At 52.9% G+C, this 26,824-nt stretch carries 28 protein-coding genes; 11 read left to right on the forward strand and 17 right to left on the reverse strand.

The window, feature by feature from the left end:
- Positions 1-482: 482 nt before the first annotated feature.
- Positions 483-689, reverse strand: coding sequence for a type II toxin-antitoxin system HicB family antitoxin (locus BP727_RS07990; protein WP_286858256.1), 207 nt, complete (start codon positions 687-689; stop codon positions 483-485).
- A gap of 107 nt (positions 690-796) precedes the next feature.
- On the opposite strand from BP727_RS07990, the gene BP727_RS07995 reads away from it, so the two are divergent.
- From BP727_RS07995 to BP727_RS08010, 4 genes are all read left to right on the forward strand, one after another.
- On the forward strand, positions 797-2,653 hold the full coding sequence (locus tag BP727_RS07995; protein ID WP_286858217.1) for a DUF262 domain-containing protein: 1,857 nt from the start codon (positions 797-799) through the stop codon (positions 2,651-2,653).
- A 14-nt stretch (positions 2,654-2,667) separates the two neighbouring features.
- The gene (locus BP727_RS08000; protein WP_286858219.1) at positions 2,668-5,535 is read left to right on the forward strand and encodes a type I restriction endonuclease subunit R; all 2,868 of its coding nucleotides are present in this window, start codon (positions 2,668-2,670) and stop codon (positions 5,533-5,535) included.
- A gap of 4 nt (positions 5,536-5,539) precedes the next feature.
- Positions 5,540-6,019, forward strand: coding sequence for a M48 family metallopeptidase (locus tag BP727_RS08005; RefSeq protein ID WP_273271190.1), 480 nt, complete (start codon positions 5,540-5,542; stop codon positions 6,017-6,019).
- Positions 6,020-6,394: 375 nt separating this feature from the next.
- Entirely contained in the window at positions 6,395-6,646 is a 252-nt protein-coding gene (locus BP727_RS08010; protein WP_273466080.1) for a type II toxin-antitoxin system HicB family antitoxin, read from the forward strand.
- A gap of 451 nt (positions 6,647-7,097) precedes the next feature.
- Here BP727_RS08010 and BP727_RS08015 read toward each other — a convergent pair whose 3' ends face one another.
- A complete protein-coding gene (locus BP727_RS08015) occupies positions 7,098-8,312 on the reverse strand; it encodes an MFS transporter (RefSeq protein ID WP_232844326.1) in 1,215 nt (404 codons plus the stop codon).
- A gap of 59 nt (positions 8,313-8,371) precedes the next feature.
- Entirely contained in the window at positions 8,372-8,821 is a 450-nt protein-coding gene (locus BP727_RS08020; RefSeq protein ID WP_052297515.1) for an Hsp20/alpha crystallin family protein, read from the reverse strand.
- Between the two features lie 91 nt (positions 8,822-8,912).
- Here BP727_RS08020 and BP727_RS08025 point away from each other — a divergent pair, with 91 nt between their 5' ends.
- The 4 genes from BP727_RS08025 (at position 8,913) to BP727_RS08040 (ending at position 12,973) form a co-directional block, all read left to right on the forward strand.
- Positions 8,913-9,497, forward strand: a complete 585-nt coding sequence (locus BP727_RS08025; protein WP_157863648.1) for a GbsR/MarR family transcriptional regulator — start codon at positions 8,913-8,915, stop codon at positions 9,495-9,497.
- Positions 9,498-9,808: 311 nt separating this feature from the next.
- The gene (locus BP727_RS08030; RefSeq protein WP_273279027.1) at positions 9,809-10,954 is read left to right on the forward strand and encodes a DUF2202 domain-containing protein; all 1,146 of its coding nucleotides are present in this window, start codon (positions 9,809-9,811) and stop codon (positions 10,952-10,954) included.
- A 170-nt stretch (positions 10,955-11,124) separates the two neighbouring features.
- Positions 11,125-11,985 carry an MBL fold metallo-hydrolase gene (locus tag BP727_RS08035; protein ID WP_286858224.1) on the forward strand — a complete coding sequence of 287 codons (861 nt, stop codon included), beginning with the start codon at positions 11,125-11,127 and terminating at the stop codon, positions 11,983-11,985.
- A gap of 19 nt (positions 11,986-12,004) precedes the next feature.
- Entirely contained in the window at positions 12,005-12,973 is a 969-nt protein-coding gene (locus tag BP727_RS08040) for a radical SAM protein (protein WP_273271183.1), read from the forward strand.
- 169 nt (positions 12,974-13,142) lie between these two features.
- On the opposite strand, the gene BP727_RS08045 is transcribed toward BP727_RS08040, so the two are convergent.
- From BP727_RS08045 to zupT, 8 genes are all read right to left on the reverse strand, one after another.
- Entirely contained in the window at positions 13,143-13,742 is a 600-nt protein-coding gene (locus BP727_RS08045; RefSeq protein ID WP_276620285.1) for a hypothetical protein, read from the reverse strand.
- A 55-nt stretch (positions 13,743-13,797) separates the two neighbouring features.
- The gene (locus BP727_RS08050) at positions 13,798-14,652 is read right to left on the reverse strand and encodes an ATP-binding protein (RefSeq protein ID WP_013718573.1); all 855 of its coding nucleotides are present in this window, start codon (positions 14,650-14,652) and stop codon (positions 13,798-13,800) included.
- Entirely contained in the window at positions 14,634-15,497 is an 864-nt protein-coding gene (locus BP727_RS08055; RefSeq protein WP_013718572.1) for a P-loop NTPase, read from the reverse strand. The genes BP727_RS08050 and BP727_RS08055 overlap by 19 nt, the downstream gene beginning before the upstream one ends.
- Before the next feature lie 22 nt (positions 15,498-15,519).
- Positions 15,520-15,879 carry a NifB/NifX family molybdenum-iron cluster-binding protein gene (locus BP727_RS08060; RefSeq protein ID WP_013718571.1) on the reverse strand — a complete coding sequence of 120 codons (360 nt, stop codon included), beginning with the start codon at positions 15,877-15,879 and terminating at the stop codon, positions 15,520-15,522.
- Positions 15,879-16,358 carry a NifB/NifX family molybdenum-iron cluster-binding protein gene (locus BP727_RS08065; protein WP_013718570.1) on the reverse strand — a complete coding sequence of 160 codons (480 nt, stop codon included), beginning with the start codon at positions 16,356-16,358 and terminating at the stop codon, positions 15,879-15,881. Before BP727_RS08065 ends, BP727_RS08060 begins: the two co-directional genes overlap by 1 nt.
- Before the next feature lie 118 nt (positions 16,359-16,476).
- A complete protein-coding gene (locus BP727_RS08070; protein WP_286858227.1) occupies positions 16,477-17,715 on the reverse strand; it encodes a cation diffusion facilitator family transporter in 1,239 nt (412 codons plus the stop codon).
- Positions 17,716-17,733: 18 nt separating this feature from the next.
- Complete coding sequence (locus BP727_RS08075) at positions 17,734-18,390, reverse strand: DUF2202 domain-containing protein (RefSeq protein ID WP_048131756.1); 657 nt, start codon at positions 18,388-18,390, stop codon at positions 17,734-17,736.
- Between the two features lie 44 nt (positions 18,391-18,434).
- Positions 18,435-19,193 (reverse strand): zinc transporter ZupT, encoded by a 759-nt coding sequence (gene zupT, locus BP727_RS08080; protein WP_013718567.1) that lies wholly within the window; start codon positions 19,191-19,193, stop codon positions 18,435-18,437.
- A gap of 68 nt (positions 19,194-19,261) precedes the next feature.
- On the opposite strand from zupT, the gene BP727_RS08085 reads away from it, so the two are divergent.
- Entirely contained in the window at positions 19,262-19,522 is a 261-nt protein-coding gene (locus BP727_RS08085) for a hypothetical protein (protein ID WP_162144971.1), read from the forward strand.
- Between the two features lie 4 nt (positions 19,523-19,526).
- Here the strand turns inward: BP727_RS08085 and BP727_RS08090 are convergent, their stop codons facing one another.
- Complete coding sequence (locus BP727_RS08090; protein WP_286858231.1) at positions 19,527-20,378, reverse strand: class I SAM-dependent methyltransferase; 852 nt, start codon at positions 20,376-20,378, stop codon at positions 19,527-19,529.
- A 53-nt stretch (positions 20,379-20,431) separates the two neighbouring features.
- Between BP727_RS08090 and BP727_RS08095 the strand changes: the two genes are divergently transcribed.
- Positions 20,432-21,082, forward strand: coding sequence for a class I SAM-dependent methyltransferase (locus BP727_RS08095; RefSeq protein WP_013718565.1), 651 nt, complete (start codon positions 20,432-20,434; stop codon positions 21,080-21,082).
- 44 nt (positions 21,083-21,126) lie between these two features.
- On the opposite strand, the gene BP727_RS08100 is transcribed toward BP727_RS08095, so the two are convergent.
- The 4 genes from BP727_RS08100 to BP727_RS08115 are packed head-to-tail and all read right to left on the reverse strand — an operon-like array spanning position 21,127 to position 24,118.
- On the reverse strand, positions 21,127-21,459 hold the full coding sequence (locus tag BP727_RS08100) for a CGGC domain-containing protein (RefSeq protein WP_013718564.1): 333 nt from the start codon (positions 21,457-21,459) through the stop codon (positions 21,127-21,129).
- A 42-nt stretch (positions 21,460-21,501) separates the two neighbouring features.
- Positions 21,502-22,233: an ABC transporter permease gene (locus BP727_RS08105; RefSeq protein WP_273279026.1), complete on the reverse strand. Its 732-nt coding sequence runs from the start codon at positions 22,231-22,233 to the stop codon at positions 21,502-21,504.
- 5 nt (positions 22,234-22,238) lie between these two features.
- The gene (locus tag BP727_RS08110; protein WP_013718562.1) at positions 22,239-23,225 is read right to left on the reverse strand and encodes an ABC transporter ATP-binding protein; all 987 of its coding nucleotides are present in this window, start codon (positions 23,223-23,225) and stop codon (positions 22,239-22,241) included.
- Between the two features lie 32 nt (positions 23,226-23,257).
- Positions 23,258-24,118 (reverse strand): 4Fe-4S binding protein, encoded by an 861-nt coding sequence (locus BP727_RS08115; protein WP_286858233.1) that lies wholly within the window; start codon positions 24,116-24,118, stop codon positions 23,258-23,260.
- Positions 24,119-24,326: 208 nt separating this feature from the next.
- Here BP727_RS08115 and BP727_RS08120 point away from each other — a divergent pair, with 208 nt between their 5' ends.
- A complete protein-coding gene (locus BP727_RS08120) occupies positions 24,327-26,222 on the forward strand; it encodes a HEAT repeat domain-containing protein (RefSeq protein ID WP_286858235.1) in 1,896 nt (631 codons plus the stop codon).
- A gap of 384 nt (positions 26,223-26,606) precedes the next feature.
- Here BP727_RS08120 and BP727_RS08125 read toward each other — a convergent pair whose 3' ends face one another.
- Positions 26,607-26,792 carry an MM0924 family protein gene (locus BP727_RS08125; RefSeq protein ID WP_013718555.1) on the reverse strand — a complete coding sequence of 62 codons (186 nt, stop codon included), beginning with the start codon at positions 26,790-26,792 and terminating at the stop codon, positions 26,607-26,609.
- Positions 26,793-26,824 lie beyond the last annotated feature (32 nt).

The following is a 26,824-nucleotide window of genomic DNA, read 5'->3' on the forward strand; positions in this document are numbered from 1 at the left end:
GCGCGCGTCGCCCACTAAAAAAAACAGATTTCAAGGATTAATATTAATCTAAAGAAAACATTTCTCCAGCCGACACATTAATTATTCCATGAAGTTAGAGACTGCAAAAGGTCAGGCGAAATCTCATGAGTGAACGCTCCTCCGTCCAAAATCCNNCCATTATGATCAATTTTCTTTCCTATTCTATTTCAATTTAACGTGGTGGCATAGAGATCCGCTTGGAGACGGTGGTTGGAGGCGAACGGTCAGCTGGACCGCCGGAGACATATTTGTATAATTATAATATTTGGGGCTTCGCTCAATTCTCATTTCCAAAAAATCGATATTGCAGGTGCTGCACTATCCAGCAACCTTTGCCGCCACTGTATCCAAGCCACCCCGGCGCTGAGGGGGCCTGAGGCACTACCGCCTTTAGTCGCGGCGCCCACTGAAAAGAGGTATGTGGTGATTAAGAGAAATCCGATTGCAGACCGTTCTCTGCGCTAACCGGTCTCAACCTCAACGACCTGCACCCCTACGAAGCTGCTCATCTCAACTTTCTTCTCCTCTTCTAGACAGAGCAGAATAGCCTCCTTAATTCGGCTCATCAGCTCATCAAGGCTTTTCGTTTGAGAATGGCAGCCAGGAAGCTCTGGGACTGTGGCAACATAATAGCCGTCCTCATCCGGTCTTAATACTACATCGAATATGGTTGTGGAACTGATACAGGGCGCTCTCTACAACAGTCATATAGAAGCAGGAGCGACAAGTTAATTACCCTTCTACTATTTACGGCAAGATGTAGGAGGTTAAGATATTGTCCGTACTCGGGAAGGGCAGCCTGTTCACGCCTAAATCTATTCCGCTCATCGAATTACTTCCTGGCATAAATAACCATAAAACAGCTTTACCGAACTTTCAACGCCCATGGATATGGGAGCCAGAGAGGGTTCGTGAGCTCATAGTTTCTGTTGCTTACAGATATCCCGCGGGCAGCCTTCTCACTATGCCTGTAGTTTCCAACAGTTTTGCACTCCGCCCCTTCCAAGGTTCTGGTGATAAGCTGGAGGACGAGCCTAACCTCATGGTCCTGGATGGCCAACAGAGGCTCACCAGCTTATACCAAGCACTCTACAGAAAAGAGGGTGTGGAATATAGAGGCAGGAAGTTCCATTTTTATCTCGATATTCCACACCTCATGTCAGATCCCGATGGCAGCATAGATGTTGGGGAGCCACATTTTGAAGACGCCTTATTCTTTGTTCTCCAGGAGAAGGATGGCAGAAGGATTCGCTATTTGGGCTTGAAGCCGGTTTATGAGCTAACCACGCTTGATGATGAATTATCAGCGGGAGCATTACCGCTAAACTTAACTTTTGATGCCAATGGCGAGCTCGCTGAATGGATGATGAACTACCTCTCTTTGCAGGCTCATGACGACATGAAGCAGTACAAGCAACTGCAAAAAAAATGGGGCAATTTGGTTCACCCATGGTTGGATCTCATCCGCAATTATCCCTTCCCAGTGGTCGAATTGAATGCAGATATGCCGCTCAGCGCTATTTGTCATATTTTTGAGAAAGTTAATAGTCAGGGATTGCCTCTTGATGTTTTTGATCTGTGCACAGCTATCCTCTGGGCGCAGGGATTCTCTCTCAATGATAAATGGAACGATGTCGTAAAAGATTTTAAAAGTAATAACCTGCTTCAAATGCAGCCCCTCAATGGAACGGGATTCTTGCAGAGCTTAGCCTTGCTTGATTCGTTGGAGAAGAAAAGAGCTAATCCTAAATCTCGCCTCGCCGTTGGCTCTCGCAAACGCGACCTCATGGAATTGGATAAGAGCACAGTGGAGAAGTGGTGGAAGATTCTATTGGACGGCTATAAAGAATCATCTGCCTTCATGATGGGCCAAGGAATACTTTCCGAACGCATTCTACCATACTCCACCATGATAATACCATTGGCAGCTATTTTTGCTGATATCAAGAACCGCAAGGGCGACATAAATGCAAAGGCTGCATGGCCAAAGATAAGACAATGGTATTGGTGCAGCGTTTTCAGTCAGCGTTACAGTGGCCCTGTGGAAACATATTCTGCTTTGGACTTTGAACAAGTTGTTAGCTGGGTGGATGGAGGGCCCGAACCGGAGGCAGTACGAACCTTTATCTTCAGATCAGATGCTATCCAGGAGATCTCGTCTATTCGTAATGCGATTTACAAAGGAGTTTTGTGCTTGCTGGCTCAAAATGGCGCCATGGATTTTAGTGGTGGTGGAGGATTAAATGTTCAAATATTCCATGATACACAGCAGGATCACCATCATATATTCCCGACCAAAGCATTAAAAGAGCTTGAAATTAGTGACCCACGGGCAAATACCATCGTTAATAAGACCCTAATAAGTGCCACGGCAAACAGGAGTATCAGCGGCAACAAACCATCCAATTACGTCCAAAACTGGAGAGATAAACTTGGTGCTGCTTCGTATGACGATATATTGAGAAGTCATGCCATCGATTCAAACATCTTGATCCAGGACAATTGGCAAGCGTTTATTGTAGACAGACGAGAAAGGTTATGTCGTATGATTGAATCGGTCTGCAAAGGAGTATTCCAGCCATTCACGGAATCGCCTGATATTGAATCCGAGGGTGAACAGGAAGAAGTTTAGCAGGATCCGTCCCGATGACCGAACGCTCCTCCGTCCAAAATCCCATGCTGCGCTATGTCGACCAGATCGGCTGGCATTATGTCAGTCCAAAAGATGCTCTCCTCCTGCGAGGTGGCGAGGCGGGCCTTTACTTCTCAGACATTTTATTGGCCCAGCTCCAGAAGCTCAATCCAGCTGTGCTCGACCCATCCCGCGCTTCGGAGATCCTGCGCAAGCTCAACCTCCTCCGTCCCAGCATCGAGGGCAACCGGGACGCTCTCTCCTGGCTGCGAGGTGAGCAGTCGATCTATGTGCCGGAGGAGAACAGGGAGAGAAATGTCCAGCTCATCGACTTCGACTTTCCAGAAAATAACATCTTCCAGGTGACAGATGAGTGGAAGCATAAAGGTGCCGCTTTCCCCAACCGGGCGGACGCAGTCTTTCTCATCAACGGCATTCCCGTTGCACTGGCTGAGACGAAGAACGCTGAGAAGAGAGATGGAGCAGCAGAGGGAATGACCCAGATCCGGCGCTACCACCTTGAGACTCCGGAGATGCTGATTTTGCCCCAGGTCTTCGAGGTCACAGAACTGATCAAATTCTTTTACGGCGCCACCTGGTCTACCAGCAGAAAGAACCTCTTCAACTGGAAGGATGTAGTGCAGGGCGACTACGAACACACCGTCAAGACCTTCTTTGACCAGAAGAGAATCCTCAAAGTCCTGCATGACTATATCATCTTTCTGAGCCGGGACGACGACCTGGTCAAGATCATACTCAGGCAGCACCAGACCCGGGCAGTGGAGAAGGTCATAGCCAGAGTCCGCGACCCGGAGAAGAGGCGGGGCCTGGTCTGGCATACCCAGGGCTCGGGCAAGACCCTCACCATGATCACCATCGCCTCCAAGCTCCTGAGAGAATCCCAGGGCGCCGGGGCCGAGAAGCCCACCGTCCTCATGCTGGTGGACAGAACGGAGCTGGAAAGCCAGCTGTTCAAGAACATTGCCGGCTATGGCATAGGCTCCGCCCAGATCGCATCTTCAAAACGCGAACTGAGAAAGATCCTCTCCTCCGACTACCGGGGCCTTGTCGTCTCCATGATCCACAAGTTCGAGGACATACCGGGAGACATGTCAACCCGAAATAACGTGATTGTCCTGGTGGACGAGGCCCATCGCACCACAGGCGGAGACCTGGGCAACTACCTTCTGGCAGCCCTCCCCAATGCCACCTACATCGGCTTTACCGGCACGCCCATCGACAGGCTCACTAAGGGCAAAGGCACATTCAAGGTCTTCGGCATAGACGATCCCCAGGGCTATTTGGACAAGTACTCCATAGCGGAATCGATCGAGGACGGAACAACTGTCCGGCTCAACTATGCCATAGCCCCCTCAGACCTTCTGGTGGACCAGGAAACCCTGGAGAGCGAGTTTCTCGATCTGGCCGCCGCCCAGGGGATCAGCGATATAGACGAGCTCAATGCCATCTTAGACCGGGCGGTCAAGCTCAAAGAGCTGCTGAAGTCCCCGGACCGGATAGGCAAGGTGGCAAGATATGTGGCCCAGCACTTTCGGGAGAATGTAGAGCCTCTGGGCTTCAAAGCATTTCTGGTGGCTGTCGACCGCCCCGCGTGTGCCGCTTACAAAGAAGAACTGGACAAATACCTGCCGCCTGAGTACTCCCAGGTGGTCTATTCGTCAATGCATAATGACCTCACAGAGTTGAGGAAATACTATATCAACGAGGATCAGGAGAAGAAGGTGCGCAAAGATTTCCTGAAGAAGGACTCCCTTCCCAAGATCCTCATAGTCACCCAGAAGCTCCTGACAGGCTTTGACGCTCCTATTCTATATTGCATGTACCTGGACAAGCCCATGAGAGATCACGTCCTCCTCCAGGCGATAGCCAGGGTCAACCGGCCTTATGAGGATGAGAGCGGCCTGGTCAAGCCCTGCGGCTTCGTCCTGGACTTTGTGGGCATATTCGAGAAGCTGGAACGGGCCCTGGCCTTCGATTCAGACCTGGTGGCATCGGTCATCAAGAACATCGATGTCCTGAAGCTGCTCTTTGAGACCTATATGACCGGACCGGCAAAGGAGTATATCGCCCTCTCCAAAGGTTGGGACGACAAATCCAAAGAGAAGGCCATCGATTACTTTAAAGATAAGGAGGTCAGGGAGAACTTTTTCTGGTTTTTCAGACAATTGCAGAACATCTACGATATACTCTCCCCCGATGCCTTTCTGCGACCTTACATGAATGACTATCAGAGTTTGGCCCGGCTCTATGGCCTGATCCTCAACGCCTATATGGATGTTTATGTAGACCAGGAGATCACTGCCAAGACCCGGGAGCTGCTGCAGAAATATACGACTGGCGGATCGATGGAGCCACCAGGAGCCATTCACGAATTGGGCCCAAAAGAGTTGAAAGCCTTAAGAGATAGCGGAGTCTCGGATACCACAAAGGTCCTTAACCTGAGAAAGCTCATCGCCCTGGCCTCCAAGGGCAGTAACAATCCCATTCTCCGACTGATCGGGGAGAGGACAGAGGCGATTCGGCAAGATTATGAGGACCGACAGATCACCACACAAGAGGCATTGATCCGTTTTGAGGGGCTGGCCCGGGATTATCTCAATGCAGATAAGGAACGAGAGAGATTAGGCCTGGATGAGAGTTCCTTTATCATCTACTCACTCCTGAAGCCAGAAGTGGAGGAAATTCTGCCCGCTCAGGCAAAGGAGATCAATACCCTATTCCAGAGCTTCCCTGACTATCGATGGGATGAAAAGCAGGAGCAGAAATTGAGGGCAGGTCTCTACAAATACATGCTGCCAATTGCAGGCAAAGAGAGATTCATCAAGCTTACAGATGACCTATTGAGGTTGCGGCGGGAATGAGATAATGAAAAAGCAAAAGCCAGGGGAAAGGCCCATAACTGACAGAGCTCCAATAGACAGAGTTGCCACCAACAGAGCCATAATTGTCAAAGCCGCATATACCACTCCAATAGACAGGTCGCTTGCGGAGAAATCCGCAATAGACAAAGCCTCAACAGACAGATGGCACGATGCCGATGATCTAAAATGGACCGCACGCAACTGGGCCTCCAGAATGGGGGTCAAAGTCCCCCAGATCTACATCCGCCAGATGACGACCAAATGGGCATCGATATCGACTTCGGGACATCTTACTCTGAATGCTGAGCTTCTGAACATTCCAAAGAGCCTTGGCGAATTCGTGCTCGTCCATGAGATCGTGCACAGGCTGGTTCCCAACCACGGCATGCTCTTCAAGAGCTTTCTCTTTGCCTATATGCCCGATTGGCAGGAGCGGGAGCGATCCTTAAGAAGCCTGGAGAGAGAACGGATTGAGCAAAAGTGATGCTTATCGATCATTTTTTCATCACCGCTTTTTCTATCCAGCGTCCTTTATCGCCATTGTATCCAAGCCTCCCCGGCGCTGAGGGGGGGCAGGGCACTTCCGCGCGTAAAACCCGCGCGCGTCGCCCACTAAAAAAACAGATTTAAAGGATTAATATTAACCTCAATATATCAAGAACAATCGACAGCCCACATGTATTTCCTGGCTCTGATAGTCGCCGGCCTCTATCACGCGCAACAACCGCGCGCTGCGCCCCACTGAAAAGAGGCATAAGAAGCCACAACGCAATCATAATGAAATCATCATTATAATTCCAGGATGTCTCTGAGCTAACTCATGATAACAGTTAAATCCCATACTGGAATAGAATCCATTATGTTCTCAGAGTACATCAGAGCAGCTTTGAGTCGGGCCAAATACGAATCCCTGGAGGATGGCTCTTACATGGCTACGGTAGCCGGCCTTCCGGGAGTGATCGCTACCGGAGAGACGATCGAAACTTGTCGGGACGATCTCATTGAAGTAATTGAAGAGTGGGTTGCCATACGCCTGCAAAGAGGCTTTGCTATACCGGCCATCGATGGTCATACGATAGACGTCTCTGGGGAGCCGATGGCTATTGTGTAAATTGACTCCGGTCCCTTACCGCGTCCTCATAAAAAAGCTCAAAAATCTGGGCCTGGAGGGACCACACTCTGGCAACAAGCACCCTTACATGATCATTGGAGAGACGGTTATCATATTGCCAAATCCTCATCAGGGCAGGGATGTGGATGTTCGCCTGATCAAGACCATTCTGAAAGATGTCGGTATATCTCGAGAAGAATGGCTTTCAGCTTAGTGAAAATTGCAGGTCACAATCGACTGATCCAACCTGCAAGGTGAGTTCTCCCGAGTCATGCGAGAGGGGCTGATGGCCGGCAGGCTGCGGGTGGGGGCGCTGGTGGAGGCATAGGAGGCTAGCGGTCATCTGGCCCGCGCAGTGTATATTTTGCTAATTATAAATGCGCGCGCTCTTTTTGGGCGGCGGGTTCCGGGTGCAACCAGCTGATAAAAACGTCAAATGAATGGAAAACATCTATATCGCTTTTTCATCACCACCACTCATCATCACCAATAGCCCCACTGCTGCTAAAGCCGCAGCTGCAGCACCATATAGAAACGAAGCCTCTGCCCCCCACAGAGACCATATGGCTCCAGCAACTAGGCTGGAGATGATGGAGGCCACTCCCACTGCCCCGTAGTATATGCCCAGAGAGCTGCCCCGAAGTCCGGCCGGACAGAGGTCGGAGACATAAGCCCTCTCCGAGCCGTCCACCAGGGCATAGACCAGGCCGTACATAGCAAAAAGGGCAATCAAGCCCCAGAGGCTGGAGACGGCGGCAAATCCAACTGCCGTCAGGGCAAAAAGAGAATATCCCAGGAAGAGAACCCTCTTTCTTCCCACCCGGTCAGACCAAATGCCCACCGGCATGGCCAGGAGGGCATAGACCAGATTGAAGAGCAGATAGAGAAGAAGGGGCGCTGCCACTGCCATCGATCCGGAGAAATGGTCCTGGGCGCGGAGGATGAAGAACATATAGCTGAAGTTGCCCAGGGCGAAGAGGCAAGCGATGAATAGAAAGCGCTTCAGCTCCGGCGATAGAGAGGAGAGATTCAATCTGATGCTGCTAGTGCAGCAATCTGGAGCGCGAGAGCTCTCTTTTACCCAGTAGAAGGGAAGCAACGCCGCCACTGAGAGGATCCCCGCCAGCATCAGAATGGAAGGGTAGCCAAAGCCGCCCTGCCAGAGGAGATAGGCCAGCATCGAGCCGACGACCGCACCCGCTGAGTCCATGGCCCGGTGCAGGCCAAACCCCCGTCCTCTGTGGCCCTGATCAGTGGACTCGGATATCATGGCGTCTCTGGGAGCGGACCTCACTCCTTTGCCGCTTCTCTCCAGGGTCTTGAGGAGGAAGACATGCTGCCAGGCAGAGGCAAAAGGCAGGAAGAGCTTGCCCATTGCCGATATGGCATATCCGGCCACCACCAGCGGCTTTCTCCTGCCCAGGCGATCAGACCAGCATCCCGAGAGGACCTTGAGGATGCTGGGCAGGCCGTCGCTCACCCCGCCGATGAGGCCCACCGCCATGCTGCCTCCACCAAGTTGAGCGATGAAAAGAGGGAGGATGGGCTGGATGATCTCGCTGCTGATGTCGTTGAGAAAGCTGACAACGCCCAGCAAGAGGACGTTCATCCTCGTCTTTGCATCCGTCCGCTGATCGGGCTTTGGGCCTGTGGCAGGAGTCGCCATTTAGTTCTTCTTTGGGCTTGGCTTTTTTGCTTTTTTAGTGAAAAAAATGGGTCTCGATATCATTCCACCTGAATTCTCTGGGAGTCTACTACCATTAGCTTGGGAAGATGAACCTCCAGGATGCCATTATTGAAGCTGGCTTTAACCTGCTCCGGCTTGACCTCAAGAGGCAGCTTGATCTCACGTTCTACATTTCGGTTCTCTATCTCCTGATGCAGGTATTTTCCCTCACGGGCCGCTGCTTTGGCGCTTATGGTGAGGGTGTCCTCCGTCACTCGGAGATCGATCATATCCTTGCTCCTTCCCGGCAGGGATACGAGAGCGACCAGCTCGTCCTTTCCGTCCATGAGATCTATAGCAGGCTGATCCTGGCTCTTCTCCATAGAGATATCGCTTGGCAGGTCACCCAGTATCTTCTTCGCCGCCTGAATTGATATGCGAGCAACTTCAACCGCTGCATTGCCTATCATCTGCTCCAGATCGCTGCTTCCAGATGGATATGATTTCATATACAAAAATAGGTCGTTGTATCATAAAATCCTTTGCTTCCTTGCCGCGGGGAGAGCAAATTACTTAAACGCCTCTTTCGAGTGGAATGCTGTGAAGGACGGGGAAGCACTGAAACTGAAAAAGCCAGTAATAGAGGCGTGCATCAAATCAGCTCGGAAATATGGAAAGAGCGATGCAATAGGACTTCTGCGAGGCACCCTCTTCCTAGAGAGTGAACCCATGTCCCTGGATATGCTAGCAGAGAGGACCGGCTACAGCAAAACCACCGTCCGTTCCAGCATGAACCTGCTGGAGAGCCTGGGGATAGCTCGCCGAGTGGTCGACCCCCAGGATGTGCATCATAACATCAAGCAGCATCGCTACGCCCTGGTGAACGATGCCGAGGCAAAAAGGCAGGTCATTCTCTCAGCAGCCAAAGAGGAGGTTGATCTGATTCTGCAAGCCCTTCTTCAGGTGAGAGATAACCTGGAAAGAGAAGAGGATGAAGGTTGTAATAGAGCAAGGGATAAAGGGTACAAGCCAGAGAAGGATGAAGGGTACAGGAGAGACGATAAGCTAAAAGCCCTTTTAGCGGAATCCTTGCAGTTTTATGAGGAGATGAAAAGGACGCTGGATCTGATAAGCCGGTTCACCTCAAAGGAGCTGATAGAGATTCTGGAAGAACATGATAGATAAAAGAGCAATCTCTCTGTCGCTCTCTAGCCGGCCAGCTATCGTCGATTAAGATCTCATCTCAAAGCCCGACCTTTAGGATTTATGCTCTGGTCGTTCTTCTTGGCCAGGCAAGAATCCAAGCCGCCAGCAGCCACAAGAGAAGGAATGCAATGACGAGCCTTATCATGATCAATCACAATCATTAATAGTTATGTTTTGGTATATCTATGTTTTCCTCAGTCGAAGCTAGATGAGGGATTGGAGAAAATAAGCTGCAAATGGCATAGCCTGATATATGTTGCAGCCCAAATATCTTGAAATGGTGTTTGGATATGAGAGCGATCAATGCTGTTTTGCTCCTGGCTCTGCTGCTGACCTTTTCTGGCTGCGTTGAGCGGCCAGAGGCCCCGGCGGTCTCAGAGCAGCAGGCTACAGAGGAATGGAAGGCCGATGGGATAGTTAGCGAGGGGGAATACACCCGCAGCATGCTCCTTCAGGCCCCGACCAGGCAGGGCTATAGCGGCGGAGACATGCAGATCTCCTGGAGAAATGACGAAGAAGATCTCTATCTAGCCCTGAATGGCAGCACCCTTGGCTGGCTGGCGCTGGGCTTTGAGCCTCTGGAGTGGATGAAGGACTCCGATATAATCCTGGCCTCGGTGGACAAAGGCACTGCTGTGGTATTGGATGAGTACTGCACAGGCAACTACGGCCCGCATATCGAGGATACCATGTTGGGTGGTACAGACGATATCCAGGAGTTTTCTGGAAGCGAATCAGCTGGCAGGACCACAATAGAGCTGAAGAGATCGCTCCAGTCCCATGACCGGTTTGACAAGTCCTTCACCCCTGGACAGGCGGTCTCCATCATCTGGGCGCTGTCAGACAATCCCGACATCAGCCAGAAGCACGATGTGGCCTATGGCGAGGGCATCCTCTCCTTGACCCGCGCTGGTGGTGTGGCGTCCGCTTCCCTCCCAGGATCGCTGACCCCGATAGAGAAGGATGGTCTCATCTTCATCTGGGAGGAGGAGAAGGCAGCCCGAGACATCTACTCATCGCTATATGAAAAGAACAATCTCACCATCTTCCTGGATCTGACCAGATCAGAGGAGAGCCACATGGACCAGGCAAAGGCAGTGATCGATAAGTACGGCCTTGTCCTTCCGGCGGATGTGCCAGGAGTGTTCGAAAACCAGACACTGCAGGATATCCACGACCGCCTCCTGGCAGAGGGATTGGAGTCCGATGAACAGGCCCTGAAGGTGGCGGCTGAATTCGAGGAGATAAGCATCATGGACCTGGAGGCTGAGCTGGCGGCGGCGGAGAACGAGGATGTCAGGACCATGTATCAGGGACTCCTGGCCGGCTCAAGAAAGCACCTTCGCTCTTATGTCGCCGACCTAAAAGAGCAGGGAATAGAATACGAGCCGCGCCATCTTCTGAGGAGCGAGTTTGAAGAGACCGTACGAGTATAAATGGGATGGAGAGGAGTCTTGAAAAAAGCTCCTCTGACAGAGAGATGGCAGAAACCAAAAGATCTCTCTGTGAAAGCCACGATCACTGCCATACTGGAAAGACTGGAAATGCAGATAAAAAGCGGCCCTGACGCGTCATCCTTAAGCACCCAGCGGCCGTATAGTAACCCATGCTCCAGGACCTTTGTCTGACCATTGTGGTTGAAAACTCCTCTTCCCTTGAAAACGACCATCTGCAGGCCCAGCACGGCCTATCCATTCTGCTGGATCTGGATATGAATCTGGGATCAGAGAACATGAAGCTTCTCTGGGACACCGGGGCCACGCCGGAGGTGATGCTCCATAATCTCGATGCTCTGCATATAGATCCAGAAGAGATCGATCTGATCTGCCTCAGCCACGGCCACTACGATCACACTGGGGGACTGATGGGCGTGCTGCAGAGGAGGAGGGCACCGGTTCCGATCGTTGCCCATCCTGATATCTTCGCCCCCAAGCTGAAGGTCCGGCCCTTTTTAAAGTACATAGGCGCCCCCTTCACCCGGGACCAGCTGGAGGCTGCTGGAGGGATAATGCTTCCCTGCCGGGGCCCGGTAACGCTGGCTCCAGGGGTCATGACCACCGGAGAGGTGCCCCGGATGGAGGCCTTGGAGACGGTTGAGGGATTCTGGACCATGAAAAATGACCAGTATACTCCCGACGCCATGCCTGATGATCAATCACTGGCCATACATCTGCCTGGAAAGGGGCTGGTTGTGATCAGCGGCTGCGCCCACAGCGGCATCATCAACACCATAAGATATGCCCAGAGGATAACGGGAGAGGAAAGGCTGTATGCGGTGATAGGCGGATTCCACCTCATGGGTGCAGACAATAAGCGCATAGATGCCACCGCCCGCGCCCTGCTCGACCTGGACTCGGCAGTTGTCCGGCCGGGTCACTGCACCGGTCAGAAGGCCCTCTCCCGGCTACAGGATATACTGGGGGAAAGCTGCCAGCCTCTGGCGGTGGGAGATTCAATCGAGTTTTAAGGATAATGGAGATGGGGGGATGGAGAGATTGATAGCTTTTGGGCCTGTGCCTTCCCGCAGGCTGGGACGATCCCTGGGGATCAACAACATTCCTGCCAAGATCTGCAGCTATTCCTGCGCCTACTGCCAGGTGGGCAGGACTCTGCAGATGTCGGCAGAGCGCCGCTCCTACTATCTACCCCAGCAGATCTTCGACCAGGTGGCCCAGAAGGTGGCAGAGGCAAGAGATCTAGGCCTGACTATAGATTACTTATCTTTTGTTCCTGACGGCGAGCCCACGTTGGACAGCAACCTGGGCGAAGAGATCGATATGCTCAAAACACTCGGCATAAAAATAGCGGTGATCAGCAATGCCTCCCTGATCTGGGATGAAAAGGTTCGAGAGGATCTATTCAAAGCGGACTGGGTGTCGGTCAAGGTGGATTCTCTGGAGGATAAAGCCTGGCGGCGAATAGACCGGCCCCACCGCAGTCTCAGGCTCGATACGATCCTTCAGGGAATCAAAGATTTCGCCCGGGAATATAGTGGCATCCTGGCCACGGAGAGCATGCTCTTAGCCGGCATAAACGATTGTAAGGCCAGCCTCCTGGCCCTAGCTGAGTTCCTGGAGGGGATCGATCCTGAAGTATCCTATATCTCCGTTCCCATCCGTCCTCCAACAGAATCATGGGTACAGATGCCCTCCCCGGAGAACCTGTGCCTGGCTTATCAGATATTCAGCCAGAGGCTGAAGAGGGTCGAGCTCCTGGTCGGATATGAGGGAGACAGCTTCGACTTCACCGGCGAAGCTAAAGAGGATATCCTGGCGATCGCCTCCGTTCACCCCATGAGAGAAGCTGCCTTGAGAAGATTTTTAGAAAAATCTGGAAATAGCTGGGATATAATAGAAGAGCTGCTGGAAAAAAAAGAGCTCCTCCGAATTGAATACCAGGGCAATAGCTTCTACTTAAGGCGCCCTGAGAGACAGGATAAGATAGGAGCCGAATAAGAGTGTTGCGGGATATTTTGCGAAGCCCATCCTGCCCCAAAATCCGCTGTGAGATCCCGATCAAGGAATCTCGATAAGCGATCCTGACCGGTGATCTTGGGAGCGGAATTCTGTTCAGTCTTATCCCATCTGGGCAAATTTCTTGCCCATAATTTTTGGCCTATTCGATCTATGCCTGGCGGCTTCCCTGTATGGTTCCCGACCAGGCCCCTCCCTGAGCATCATAAGCATTGAAGCTGCCGGAGAGATTATCTTTGCTCATGGTTAGAGTGCACCGGTAGAGCATCATGTTCTGCATATCGACCATATCCAGATAGAGCACATCCTTCGCCGTCCATCCGCTGGCAGACAGGTCTTTTGTCGTTCCGAACGAGGTGAGCATGCCCCGGCCAAAGACTGCATCCTTGTTCTGCACGAGCGTAAGATCAACCGTGCCCGGCAAGCTGCCATATAGATTCAGCCTCCAGTTGCCCCGCAGATCCTGAGTGATCTGAACGAAGGGACTCAAATACTCCCGGCCGCTGATCTTATCCAGGTACTCCGCCGAATGCTGTGGATCGATCGGACGCATCAACGGGTCAATGCTCAGTGGATCGGCATTTGGATCGATATAGGTCTTAATATTGTCCTGGCCAGAGATTGCTCTCGACTCGCCTGGCATGAGGAAGATATCGCTTCCCAGTGGATCATAAGCCTGGGCCAGCATGAAGAGGCTGGCCATCAGACAGATCATCAAGGCCCCACGGGCCAGAGGATATTTTGCTTTCATCTTGATCAAAACCCCCAATTCATCTTCGTCGTCTTATTAATAAAAAATTCGCCTTCTAAAGCTGCCCCTCCAGGCCCTTGTACATATCTTCTATAGCCTCAGCCACCGGTCCTCCGATCTCCACCACCGCCTGCGCCTTGACCATTGCCTCGATGACCGAGGTATGATAGGGCAGCCTTCCCGCGATCTTCACCCCTCTCTTACCGCACAGCTCCTCGATCTTTCTTGCCGCCTCAGGGTTGAGGTCATACTTGTTGATGCAGACGGTCGTCTTTATGCCGAAGTGGTCGGCCACATCCAAGAGCCTCACCAGATCGTGCTCTCCAGTGACTGTGGGCTCCGTCACCACCAGCGCCAGGTCGACTCCGGTCAATGATGCGATCACCGGACAGCCTATGCCCGGAGAGCCATCTATGAGGATTAGATCAAGATTCTTCTCTGCCGCCAGGTCGCGAGCCATCTCCCTGACCATGGCCACCAGCTTTCCCGATGCCTCCTCACCTGGATACAGCTCGGCATGGACCATGGGACCGAATCTGGTCTGGGAAATGTAAGCCTCCCCGGCCTGGACGTCTCTCATATCGACCGCATCCTCAGGACAGACCAGCTGGCATACCCCACAGCCCTCGCAGAGGGGAGTTTCAACCTCAAAATCAGCGATAGCACCAAACCTGCAGGAATCCTGGCAGATCCCGCATTGAATGCACTTTTCTTTATCTATGAATGCCCTCTTGATGCCATAGAACTCCCGCCTTTCCAGGATCTCGGGCTGGAGGATGAGGTGCAGGTCGGGTGCGTCCACATCGCAATCGGCAAAGACTGCTTTTCCTCGGGCGAGAGCTGCCAGTGAGGCGATGATCGAGGTCTTGCCGGTTCCCCCTTTTCCGCTCACTATAGCGACCTGCAACATGCTATCATCTCCTCAATCCTATTTGCCAATTCAACAAACCTCTCCTTCCACTCTGGCATACGCAGGACGAATATCTCTCCCTGGGAGTAGATCTCAGCTATCTTTCGGTCCAGGGGAATCTCCATTAAAAGGGGTATCTTCTTCTCCTCCAGGTAGTGATAGAGCTTCCGGTCACCCACGCCGCTCTTGTTGACCAGAACCGCCTGGGGGATTTTCATCTTGTCCAGCACCTTCAAGGCGATGTCCAGGTCGTACAGGCCAAAGGGAGTGGGCTCGGTGACCAGCAGGCAGAAGTCGCTCCCTCGCACCGACTCCACCATAGAACAAGAGGTGCCGGGCGGGCAATCGACGATCACCGTATCGCCCTGGGCCCTCTGTTTTACTGCTTTGATGAGAGGAGTGGTCCTGGCCTCGCCAAGGGCCAGCTCTCCCCAGACGATATCCATGCCACCGGAACGGGCGTGAAATATCTCCCCTATCGATCGAGAGCCTTCGCTTATGGCCTTCTCCGGGCAGATGATGCTACAGGCCCCACAACCGTGGCAGAGCTCGGGAAAGATCAGCACCGTCCCAGGGAGCACGGCCAGAGCATGATAAGCGCAGACTTCACTGCATTTGCCGCAATGGGTGCACAACTCCTCATCTATCACCGGCACAGCAACCTGGCAGCTCTCTTTCTCCAGAAGGGTTCTGTCCGGAAAGAAAAGGTGAGAATTGGGCTCTTCAACATCACAATCTGCGATTGCAATCCGCCCATCACCCAGGGAATAAAGAGAGGCAGCAAGCGAGGTGGAGACCAGAGTCTTGCCAGTGCCGCCCTTGCCGCTAGCTATGGATAGCTTCAACTCATCCCCTCTAATTCAAAGACTAATGCTTATGATCCTGACAGGCGTTATCAGGGCTGGCTCGGCTCAGCACATCCTCTCTCCAGTCATCGATGGCATCCTTGACTGTGCCTGTAGCACCTACGAACACGTCTATGCCCGCCTCGCTGAAGGCCATGACCGCCTTAGGACCCAGGCCGCCTACAATCAGCACCTGCACGCCCTCGGCAAATATGGTCTCTGTGGGCAGGCCCGTCCCACCCATGTGCTCCGATACATTGGGCAGTACGCAGATCTCATTGTCATTCAGGTCCACCACGGTGAAGGTGGGAGCCCGTCCGAAGTGCTGGCAGATGGCCTCATCCAGGCCGGAATTGCCCATGGTGGGGACGCAGATCTTCATTAAAACTGCCCTCCTCTGCCAGCTCCCCGGCCACCGCCTCGTCCCATGCCCTGGCCGCCGCCCCTTCCAGCGCCGCCACCTCGCCCCATGCCCTGACCGCCCTGACCACCCGGGCCCATGCCGGCATGAGCAGGTACGGATGCACCAGCGATCTTTTGAAGCTCGCCACGCTTGAACTTCTCCACCACGTCTCTGACGCTACCTGCTCCCTGATACTGATAAACATCGATATTGGCTGCGGAGAGGGTCTGCATGGCATTGGGGCCGACGTTTCCGGTGATAAGAGCTGCTGCTCCCTGCCTGGCTATCTCCTGGGCAGCCTGTATGCCAGCGCCGCTGGTTGCATTGACATTAGAGTTAGCAATGGATATCTCGCTCATGCTTTCTGTATCTACTATCACAAAAAAGGGACAACGCCCAAACCTGGGATCCATGGGAGCATCAAGGCCCGATGCTCCTGCAGTAACACTTACCTTCATTAAACCTCACTGATTCTGATTTTTCGAACACATCATGCTCTTGTTCTGGCCGTTCTGCTCCTGCCGACAAATGTCGATGAGATGGAAAGAGCAATTACGCTTATATGCGATATTGTATTTAAAGATTTGTACGATTCCTTTCCGCCTCCAATAGATCTGCCATCAGCTCCTCCAGGGTTTCGGCATCCGTCTGCACCGTCTCTACACCCGCTTCCGCAAAGGCATAGCCAGGTCCTTTGCCCTCCAGGCCCTCTATAGAGAAGACGACATCTGGCTTGAAGCCTAGAAGGAACTGGGCCACCTTCAGGCCCTTGCCCTTGCTCAGATCCTTATGGGGATTGGCTATGATCTCTTGCCGGACAAGTTTCATCTCCTCAAAATCCATCTCTACTAGGGCGAAATAACTGGATTCACCAAAATGCCTGCTCAGCCTTCCACCCATATCTGCCAGAGGAGCCGCGTATCTGCGCCGGCTCTCTACAATGGGCTCATAATGAATCTGCACCCGATCCACCTGCGGTAGCTCTCTTTTAATCCTTGACTCGATCCTCTCGCTGGCCAGGTGGGCCCTCTTCAGATCGACCAGCCTTAGGATTAGATCGGCCTGGACAAAGAGATAACGTCCGGAGTTCCTGGCCACCAGCTCTTTGATGGATACAACCTCAGGAGCCTCCAGAATCAGGGCCCGGATCCTCTTCAGAGTCTGTGCGTCCACTGAGGCATCCAGCAGGATCCGCATGCCGTCGACCAGAATTCCCCAACCCTCCTTGACGATCACCAATGCGATTATCACCGCCGCAATCCTGTCCAAAGGAAGAGAGATGCTCTGAGCGATCAGAGCGAGGAAGACCAGGGAGGAGGTGAGGACATCGGCCTTATGCTGCACCCCATCGGCAATCAGGCTGGGCGATCCGGTCCTCTCTCCAACTTTGATCTGGAAGCTGCCGAATAGATAGGGAAGAGGAATTATCGCTGCCACGGCATAGAGCACCCATCCCTGATAATTGATGGGCAGAGCTTCCCCTCGCACCGCCTCCAGGACGATCTCATAAGCGGTAAGAAACAGCAAGAAGGATATGGCGATGGATGCCAGGTTCTCCACCTTATAAAGCCCCAGAGGAAAACTTTCGCTCTTCCTCTCGGAGATCTTCACCCCCAGGATCAGGGCCAGCGAGGCCATAACATCCACCGTGGAGTGAATGGCATCCGCTCGCAAGGCCAGGCTCCCGGATAGGGCGGAGAGAGTGAGCTTGGCCGCCACCAGGGCCAGGTTGAAGAGCAGAGAGTAGAGGGCTACTCTCAGCACGGAAGGGGCCTGGACGGGATCTATTTCGCGGCTAGCTTGCCCAGATGCCATAGATCCTTTGCAGTAGCTTCAGGCTTCCATTATGCTGCGGTACTCCTCCTCCGATAGGTACTGAGGAGTGTACTCGACCCTCTGCCTTTCCAGGTTATTGACAAATGCCCGGAGATGGTTCTCCGATCCGCGCAATAAATTGGCATACACGAGAAGTATGTCCTCTTTATCCGTTTGCGCCATATATTCCTCCAAATCGAGGATATCTATCTCCTCTATGGCCGCTCCCGCCATGAGGGCGTCACTGACCGAAGTGCTTCCCTTGGCCAATAGATCATTGTAGAGATCCTGCAGGGTTTCATTGGCAAACTCGCCCTCTCCCATCCTGGGATCAGGCAGGGAATACCTATCAAGAAGCCTTTTTACCGCCGCCTGATGAGTTAGCTCTGCCCTTCCGATGTTCTCGAAGACGCGCATATCCCACATTTCATCCAGTGCCGAATAGACGTCGCCCGCCAGCTTCTCCTCCTCAATCATAAATAGAAGGCCATCGACCTCTGCCTGGGTAAGCTCTCCGGATGGCTCTCCAGCCAGGGCCAGCACCAAAGCACTCTCATTTATCTCACCGTTCGATATCTCATCATCAGGAATCAAAAGATTCTGATCGGACGCATTTGCCCAATTCGAGGCTGCCAGGAGCAGCAGAAATAGGCTGCACAGGAATATCCGTTTCATTTCCATTCTCCATCCTTTCGTATTCATTATAATTCCAATAGGATTTATAGTGATTCCATCAAGACCAATCCCGCCATCATCACCAAAAACCCGGCGATAAGGCCTATGTTTGTGGTATGCTCGCCACCATATCGGTTGGCTATGGGAATGAGCTCGTCAAAGCTGAGGAATACCATGATTCCCGCGACCATTGAGGTGGCGGCAGCCAGTAGCCAGTCGTTTAGGAATGGATAGAGGATCAGGATGGCCAGAACCGCTCCCAGGGGCTCAGTCATTCCCGCAGCAAAGGAGATCAGACAGGATTTCCTCCGGTCGGATGTGGCGCAGTAAAGGGGAATGCTGCAGGCCAGGCCCTCAGGGATGTTATGGATGGCTATGGCAATGGCCACAGGCACGCCCAGCCGCAGGTCGGCCAGGGAGACCAGGGCCACAGTCATTCCCTCAGGCAGGTTATGGATGGCGATGCCGATGGTGGTCATGATCCCGCTCCGGTAGAGCCTGTCGCATTGGGAGTCCACCTGGCCATCCATGTGAATATGGGGAATGAGGTGGTCGAGCAGATAGATCAGCACCAAACCCATCAGAAAGAAGAGATTGGCATAGCCGAAGCCCAGGACGATCCTGGAGCTGCAGAAGAGGTCCACAAATCCCACGTAGACCATCACTCCGGCAGCAAAGCCCAGGCTCAGCGAGAGATAGCGCATGTCTGGCCGGGGAATGAAATAAGAGATCAGACTTCCTATTCCCGTGGCCAGGCCGGCAAAGAGGCTCAGAGCCAGGGCGATGAGGATATTACCTTCCACAGTAGATCTATGGCGAGAATATATTTCAATTTGCTGCCTGGACCGAATGGAGGTTTCCTCCAAAAGGATTGAGCTGGTCCAAGGCTGCTGTAAAGGGGGTTTGGAAAGAGGCGATATCATCTGCTGCTGCCCCATCTGGAGCGATGACCGGACCAAACATGTTGGTGGTGTTGCAGAGAAGGGGGAGACAGAAAAGGGTGACTAGCATCGCCTTTTTCATTGATCTTGAGGAATGGATTGTCGCCCGGATACCGTGGGGGTATCCGATTCCACCTATTGCTGGCCACACCATAGAATCCTCAAAGGAGACAATCGCTGTTTTCGACTAAAATCTCAATTTGCAATAATCAAACTGCCCGCCGCCACCCGCCCTGTGAATATGGTGTAGGTGATAAAACCATAGTAGTATTGGTTAGCGGCGATGAAATCAGCTGAGCAATTCGAGCATAAAACCCGAAAGTTCTCTCTTTCCTTTTCAGGCAGCTCCTCCGCCGCCCTTCCCCATAGCATCTGAAAGCACAGCTGTAGATCATCCTGGGCCTGATCGCTTAGGGGCCCCTGAATATCGGCCACGAACGTCCGGCCTCTGATATCCATTAATCCCGCCTCATTCATCCAGAGGGGGGCAGAGAGGATATGAGCTCTCGGGTCCCAGCCCTCCTGGAAGGGATAGCATGCCACAAGGGTGGCATTAAGCCTGGCCTCCAGCAAAGGGTGGCCAGGAAGGAGCTTTTGAGATGACCAGAAGAGGAGGGCAACTGTTCCCCCGGGCCTTGTCACCCGCACCAACTCCTCCAGGGCTGGTAAAGGATTCATTCCCAGGAATCCCTGCGACCTGGGGCCGGGCCACAGGCAGTCGGCGCACCAGACCCAGTCGAAGATATGATCGGGGAAGGGTATGGAGCACACATCTCCCTGCAGGAAAGCCAGCTCGCCCTTCAGCCCTGCACTCTTCGAGGATTCAATTGCCCTGACCAAGCCCTCCTTGCAGATGTCAATGCCAAATACACATCCATCTGGCTTTGCCGCCCTGGCGAGCCACAGGCTGTGATCTCCATTTCCACAAGCGACATCAAGCCCCCGGCTGCCAGGGACCAGCGGGAGAAGAGATATGGCAGAACTTACCGCCGGCTCGGTTAGGCGGTGCATGGCCGAGGCTAGGCTCAGATAGTCCAGATCCGTCATCAAAGGACTGTTGCCGCCTCAAATGTTAAAGCTATTCCATACTTCATACTATTATGGATAGCATAGAGGTCTTTGAAGAAAATGCGGCAGAGTATGATGAATGGTATGATGAGAACCCAGCCGCCTACATTTCCGAGATCCAGGCCTTGAGATCGCTCATCCCATCTTCTGGAACCGGCTTGGAGGTTGGGGCGGGAACAGGCAGATTCGCCGCTCCTCTGGGCATCAAGATCGGTGTGGAGCCCGCGCAGGCGATGGCGAAGAGGGCAAGAGCAAGGGGGATCGAGGTCATCTATGCGCTGGCAGAAGCGCTTCCTTTTCGGGATGAGTCCTTCGATTTCGTCTTGATGGTGACCACCGTATGCTTTCTTGATGATCCCCTCCTTGCCTGTCAGGAGGCGAAGAGGACTCTTGTGCCCGGCGGCAGTCTCATAATAGGGATGATCGACCGGGATAGCCCGGCGGGAAGGGATTATGATAGAAAGAAAACCACCAGCAAATTCTACAAATTCGCCCGATTTCGTTCTGCCGATGAGGTCATGAGCTGGCTGAAGGATCTCGATTTCTATGATATTCTAACCCGTCAGACCATATTTAAAAATTCAAAGACGGGTGCAGTTGACGCAGAGCCGTTTACAGAGGGGCATGGCAGAGGGGCCTTCCTGGCCCTCTCCGCCCGGAAGAGGGACAGGCCTCAGAAGTGACAGAATGAGATGGCCTAATTCTTCCATTGCTATTGTGCCCATTGCTAATGCGTCCACTCGATTATCTTCACCTCAGGACCGATCTTTTTAGCGATGCACTCCTTGATCTCCTCGAAGTGAGGGCAGGGAAAGCCGATCGGATTGCCCTTGCTGATGCAGGAGGCAATGACTATCGCCTCTGCTCCCCGATCAACCATCATCTTCGCCCTGGGAACTGCTCTCTTTCCCGGACATCCGCCGCAGGAAAGAAAGCCGACGATCTCAACCGGCCCCGTATCCGCAAAAGCCATCTTCCCCTCTGATGCTACCACAAAGTCCATCGTCCCCGGACACATATCCTCAGTCTGCTGACATCTTATGACGCCCACCTTAATCATTTCATTCACCTCATTCGCGCAATTAATAGGCTCTGCATTTTGCTACCGAAACCTCCTGTGCAGCAGGCTGATTGCTGGAAGCAGAAACAGAATCATAAAAACGAGAAGGGCTGCAAAGTCCTGCCACAAAAGAGAATCCCCATGCTCAAAGAAAGAAATCCTCAGTCCCTGCACAGTGTATGTCAGAGGCAGGAGCCTTGCCAAGAGCTGCAGCCCATCGGGCAGAGCGGAGATCGGATACACCACCCCGCAGAGGAAGACCATGAGGAATCTGGGAAGATTGAGCAACGTCTGAGCCTCAAATACCTCCTTGACAGAGACGCTGAAGAGAGCCCCCATGGAGGAGAAGACCATCAGAGATGGGACTGCTATTATGGTCAGTCCCAGGATGTCAGGATGAAGATCCATATAGAGAATAGATGCCGCTGCCACGATCGCCGTGGTAAAGAGGCCGAAGAGAAAGCCGCCCAACACCTTTCCTAATAGGACTGAGGTTATGCCTATCGGTGCTAAAAGCAGCCTCTCCAGGGTGCCCAGACGCAGCTCGAAGTTGATGACCACGGCCTCAGCGGCCGTAGTGCTGAATACGATGGTCATGGCCAACAGGCCTGGCACCAGCTCGGCAAAGTCCCCTGGGCTGCGCAGATAGAAGGCCAGGGTCCAAGCTAGTGGAAAGACCATTCCCCAGCTCAGCGCTGGCGGCTTGAGGTAATAGGTTCTCATATCCTTGATGGCGATATGATAGATTCCTCGCAACTCATCCTGCCAGGCCACCGCCCTCACCCCCTCCCCTTGCCAGGGCTCTTCTCTGCCGCCATAACCTGAGGAGAAAGGCCAGCGACTTTGATGAAGGCGTCCTCCAGGCTGGGCCGGATGGTAGATGCAGCCTCAATGCCGATGCCGATGTCTCTTGAGAACTGGAATATGGTATCGAATATCTGGGCCGGATCGCCCCCGTAAATCCGGATCCTGCGGGGGTCCAAAAAGGCGGCCTTTGCCTTCCCCAGTCTGCTTTCCAACTCTTTTGCCAGGGGCAAGATATCTCCCCGGAAGGTGAACTCGACCAGCGACTCCGTCTGCACCAGGCGCTTGAGCCCGGCAGGGGTATCGATCCTCACGATCCTGCCCCGAACCAGTATGGCTATGCGATCGCATAGGAGGTCTGCCTCCTCCAGATAGTGCGTGGTGAGAAAGATGGTCAGGCCCTTATCACTCAATCCGGAGATGAGAGCACGCAAGGACCTGGCTGCGGCCGCATCCAGGCCGGTGGTAGGCTCATCCAAGAAGAGTAGACGGGGCTGGTGTATCAGGGCGGCAGCAATGGTAAGAGCCCTCTTCATTCCCCGAGAGAAGGCAGAAAACCGATCGTTTCTTCTCTCATAAAGGCCGAAGTCTCGAAGTAGCTGCTCTGCCCTCGGCTTTTGCTCCTCATGCGGCACACCGTAGAGCTGGGCCATGAAGAGGAGATTATCAAGAGCTGACAGCTCATCGTAGAGGTTTGATACATCCGGCACCACGCCCATGTATCTCTTGGCCTGGTTGATTCCAGCTGGAAGATGGTAGCCCAGAAGGCTGGCACTGCCCTCATCGGGCTGGGCGAGGCCGACCAGCATGCGAATGGTGGTGGTCTTTCCCGAGCCGTTGGGGCCCAGAAAGCCGTAGATCTCTCCCTCAGTTACCTGGAAGCTGATATGATCTACTGCCAGCAGCTCTCCATAGCGCTTAACAAGTCCATCCACCAGTATGGCCGGCTCTTCTCTCGACATTCAGGATCAACCCTTTTGCTCTTGCCAAGCTTTTAGCTCAGGACTCTTCTCTTGAACTCCTCAAAGCCGATGGAGTTTATGAACTCCCTCATCCTCATGCCCGGCTTCGCCCCCTCCTTGTAGACCTGCAGTATTCGCTCTATGAGAGGAATGATCCTTTCTCTAGGCACCATATCGCAAAGGACCCAGCCCTCATGAGGTGGCCAGCTTCCTCTCCCGCCCACGAGCATGATGTACCCCTTCTCTGCCGAGTACTTGGCCGCCTCGGGGCAAACGGCCACACACCGACCACACCGGACGCACTTGTCGTAATCGATGATTGCCTTTTCCTCGACTATCTTCGTTGCTCCCACCTTGCAGACCTCAACGCATTTGCCGCAGCCGGTGCATTTCTCCAGGTCGATCTGGGGCAGGACTCTGCCCATCAGGCCGATCTCATTGAATTGCGGCCTGGTGCAGGGGAATGCACAGCCCCCGATGGCTACCTTCAGTGGCCCCGGTGTCTTCTCGCCGGTGAAGCGGTCGCCGATCTCCCTTGCCAGGCCGATGGTCTCTGCCACTGCTTTATAGCAGTAATCGGTGCCAAGACATGAGACCACATTGCGAAAGACCATGCCTGCCGATCCGGGATTCAAGCCCACCTCTTTAAGCTCAGCCAGGGCGGGTTCCAGATTCTCCTCCTGGATTCCCAGGATCAGAACCTCCTGGCGCACAGTGAAATGGACGCGCGAGCCGTACTTGGAAGCAACCTCGCCAATCCTCTGCACCTGCTGAGCAGTGAGCAATCCACCCGTTACCTGCAGCTTTATCTCGAACTTTCCGTCCCTTCTCTGAAAGACCGCCGGCATGTTTTTGTATATTACCGGCTTTGGAATTCCTCGCCCTTGGACCATCTTGATCTCCTCCTTTGTAAAAATGCGCTCACCTCTCACAGCGGTGGACGCTTTTATAGGTTAATAAATGCGTTAATAAATATAGCTGCTGGCCAAAACCAGAACCCTTAGAGCCTGAACCCAGGAATAGAATTAAGTATATATTCGCATCAGCTACAAACATGCTATATGGGTCGCTGGTAAGCTCATAAACAGGATGATCTGATAGATGCTCCTTCAGAGGTCTAACGAGATCGATATTGTGAAGACCGACCAGGAAGGGGCGCCCTTGAGGAGATCGACAATGGAGTGCCCAGACCGGGAGAGACAGGATCTGGTGAGACCAGCGCTGAAAAGACTGGTCCCGAAAAGACCGGTACTGGAAGGGTTTATTCTGGAAAGATCGGCCCTGGAGAGAATGGCCCTGGACAGGAGCCTGGACCACCGCATTCGTTACAGAGCAGTGAGAGCTTTGGGGCAGTTGAAGGATCCTCTATCAGAGGAAGTGCTGATCAAGGCTCTCGATGACGATTATCCCATCGTAAGGCATATGGCAGTCTCCGCTCTGGTCGGGATGAGGACGGACAGAGCTGCATACGAGCTGGGAAGACTGCTGAGCAGCAATAGCAATTACGTTAAAAGCATGGCCTCACGGGCGCTGATAAAGATAGCTGGCGTTCCTGATAGCCGCCTGGAGAACCTGGAGCTGCTATTCAAGCTGCTCAGCTCGGGAGACGAACGGGTGGAGAAGGCGATCCTGCAGATAGGAGATGAAGCCATCCCCTTTTTACTATCCAGGCTCGATCTTGGCTCCACTATCGTGCGCCAGCATGCAGCCCTCGTTTTGGCATTACGCATCAGAAGAGCAATCGATCATCTTCCACCTGGATGGGATCCATTTCCCTGGCTGGCCAGCCACGATATAGCCCCGCAGTCGATATCCGACCTCTACCGCTTCGACATCATCCGCGAGGGAGCTCTCGCCTATCAGGTGGTGAACACGGGATTCGATGGCATCTCCAGTGCCCTATGCCAGGGCAGTGAGATTCATTTTGCCCGGAGAAGGAGTGCAGAAATAGATAGGGAAATAGAATATCATGGTTATAATCTTACAGAATTTTTCGATAAAGCGGGTATAATCGATATCAACCTGAATGATATTATCCGCCAATATAAAGCCGGCCAGCCGCATAGAATGGGAAGAACCCTCATCGCCCCAATAAATAGAGGATTTTTAGCCCTGAAGATGTGCGTCAATCCAGGAGACGAGAGCCGACTCCTACATGAGATCTGCATGCAAGAGTATCTGAAGAAGCTGCCCGGTCTGCAGGGATTGTCTGTGGAGAGCACACTCCCCTGTCCCCTGAAGGGAATCTATAGAATTAGAGAGATCCCCCGCCACCTGAGAGAAGGGATATGCGCAGCCGAGCCCCATGCCATCGGCTATATTGCAGGCCGGGAGTACTTTGCCTATGTCAATGAGCCGCAGCACTCCATTCAGGTGATGCGCCGGAGCCTCTTGGTCTGTGCGCGGGATCTGGCTCGATTGACCGGCATGGGCTTGATTCATGCCTCATTGATGCCGCTCTATCATAGGAGAGGAGATGGCTCAGAGGAGGACGACGGTTATTGCTGGCAGAGAAAGGTCGCCGGCAGGCTGGAGAAGTGGCTTGAATCATGCCGTTATCCTAACCTCCGTCTATCCGGACTAGCCGATTATGAGCATCTAGAGGTTCATCAGGATATCCAGCCCCAGAGGCTGCAATCGCACATAGGAAGGCACCTCTTCTCCTTGAGCCTGCTACTGGCCAGCTACCTCAAAAACAGCGGCCAGCTGGAGGAGAATACATTGAAAAGCATCCTTGAAGAGTGCTTTATCCAGTATTATAGCACACTGGCAAGAGATCCGCCCGGTCTGGATGAAGCTGTTGATTGGGATCTTCTGGCCGGTCAGATGGTCGAGGAGATGGGATCGAACAAATACAGCGATGGAGATTCAGGCGGCCAGCATCTTGGCATGCCAAGAGGCCCGTTCCCCATACCGGCGCTGATAAGAGCCATTCATATCTTCTCTGCTTTTCTGGTGATCGAGATGCAGGCGAAAGAAACCTGCGAACCGGATTGATCAGAAAGGATCATGAAAAGCTCTTCACTCTCAGCTAGAATAAGACCGATCTGCTTCTGCATAATACCCAGCCTTGAAATCCCATTTCCGATGGCGAACAGAGCAATAAGTACCAGGCCAACTCAAATCAAGGATGCGGAGGAGGAGCTGGCTTGCAAGTTGCTCTTCTCCGCCATTGTCATCACAAATCCATGGATATCGACTCATGAAGAAATGAATTGCTCGGGGCGAGAATATATCTAAAAAAAGGCTTCAAAGCGCCAAAAAAGCAAAATACGGCCCTTCTAGCTTCTATTGCAGAAGGCAGTTCTTTGCGCTTTATTCTTTAGGGCTCTGATCTGAATCTCGGCGTACAACCAGAAATCCGTTGAAAGGTCTTGCAGATCATACCTCCCAGGCTGCGACCACCTTTTCCACATTTACATAATCCCTTCTATCATTATTCTCCAGAACAATGACTCCATCAGCGCTGCCCACCAGTTTGCCCCGCATCCTCTCCTTCTCATCTCCCCCGAAATAGACCTCAATGCTCTTGCCAAATAAATGTTCAGACATAAACTTATCCAGCATACAAAACACCTCATATTCAATATATGACCGCA

The sequence above is a fragment of the Methanosaeta sp. UBA356 genome (genome assembly GCF_002496465.1).
Lineage (GTDB): Archaea > Halobacteriota > Methanosarcinia > Methanotrichales > Methanotrichaceae > Methanothrix > Methanothrix soehngenii.

Coding starts and splice junctions, on each gene's coding strand:
- BP727_RS08000 (WP_286858219.1), top strand. CDS start 2,668: ATGACCGAACGCTCCTCCGTCCAAAATCCCATGCTGCGCTATGTCGAC.
- BP727_RS08005 (WP_273271190.1), top strand. CDS start 5,540: ATGAAAAAGCAAAAGCCAGGGGAAAGGCCCATAACTGACAGAGCTCCA.
- BP727_RS08010 (WP_273466080.1), top strand. CDS start 6,395: ATGTTCTCAGAGTACATCAGAGCAGCTTTGAGTCGGGCCAAATACGAA.
- BP727_RS08015 (WP_232844326.1), bottom strand. CDS start 8,312: ATGGCGACTCCTGCCACAGGCCCAAAGCCCGATCAGCGGACGGATGCA.
- BP727_RS08020 (WP_052297515.1), bottom strand. CDS start 8,821: ATGAAATCATATCCATCTGGAAGCAGCGATCTGGAGCAGATGATAGGC.
- BP727_RS08030 (WP_273279027.1), top strand. CDS start 9,809: ATGAGAGCGATCAATGCTGTTTTGCTCCTGGCTCTGCTGCTGACCTTT.
- BP727_RS08035 (WP_286858224.1), top strand. CDS start 11,125: ATGCTCCAGGACCTTTGTCTGACCATTGTGGTTGAAAACTCCTCTTCC.
- BP727_RS08040 (WP_273271183.1), top strand. CDS start 12,005: ATGGAGAGATTGATAGCTTTTGGGCCTGTGCCTTCCCGCAGGCTGGGA.
- BP727_RS08045 (WP_276620285.1), bottom strand. CDS start 13,742: ATGAAAGCAAAATATCCTCTGGCCCGTGGGGCCTTGATGATCTGTCTG.
- BP727_RS08050 (WP_013718573.1), bottom strand. CDS start 14,652: ATGTTGCAGGTCGCTATAGTGAGCGGAAAAGGGGGAACCGGCAAGACC.
- BP727_RS08060 (WP_013718571.1), bottom strand. CDS start 15,879: ATGAAGATCTGCGTCCCCACCATGGGCAATTCCGGCCTGGATGAGGCC.
- BP727_RS08065 (WP_013718570.1), bottom strand. CDS start 16,358: ATGAAGGTAAGTGTTACTGCAGGAGCATCGGGCCTTGATGCTCCCATG.
- BP727_RS08070 (WP_286858227.1), bottom strand. CDS start 17,715: ATGGCATCTGGGCAAGCTAGCCGCGAAATAGATCCCGTCCAGGCCCCT.
- BP727_RS08075 (WP_048131756.1), bottom strand. CDS start 18,390: ATGAAACGGATATTCCTGTGCAGCCTATTTCTGCTGCTCCTGGCAGCC.
- BP727_RS08090 (WP_286858231.1), bottom strand. CDS start 20,378: ATGACGGATCTGGACTATCTGAGCCTAGCCTCGGCCATGCACCGCCTA.
- BP727_RS08095 (WP_013718565.1), top strand. CDS start 20,432: ATGGATAGCATAGAGGTCTTTGAAGAAAATGCGGCAGAGTATGATGAA.
- BP727_RS08100 (WP_013718564.1), bottom strand. CDS start 21,459: ATGATTAAGGTGGGCGTCATAAGATGTCAGCAGACTGAGGATATGTGT.
- BP727_RS08110 (WP_013718562.1), bottom strand. CDS start 23,225: ATGTCGAGAGAAGAGCCGGCCATACTGGTGGATGGACTTGTTAAGCGC.
- BP727_RS08115 (WP_286858233.1), bottom strand. CDS start 24,118: ATGGTCCAAGGGCGAGGAATTCCAAAGCCGGTAATATACAAAAACATG.
- BP727_RS08120 (WP_286858235.1), top strand. CDS start 24,327: ATGCTCCTTCAGAGGTCTAACGAGATCGATATTGTGAAGACCGACCAG.
- BP727_RS08125 (WP_013718555.1), bottom strand. CDS start 26,792: ATGCTGGATAAGTTTATGTCTGAACATTTATTTGGCAAGAGCATTGAG.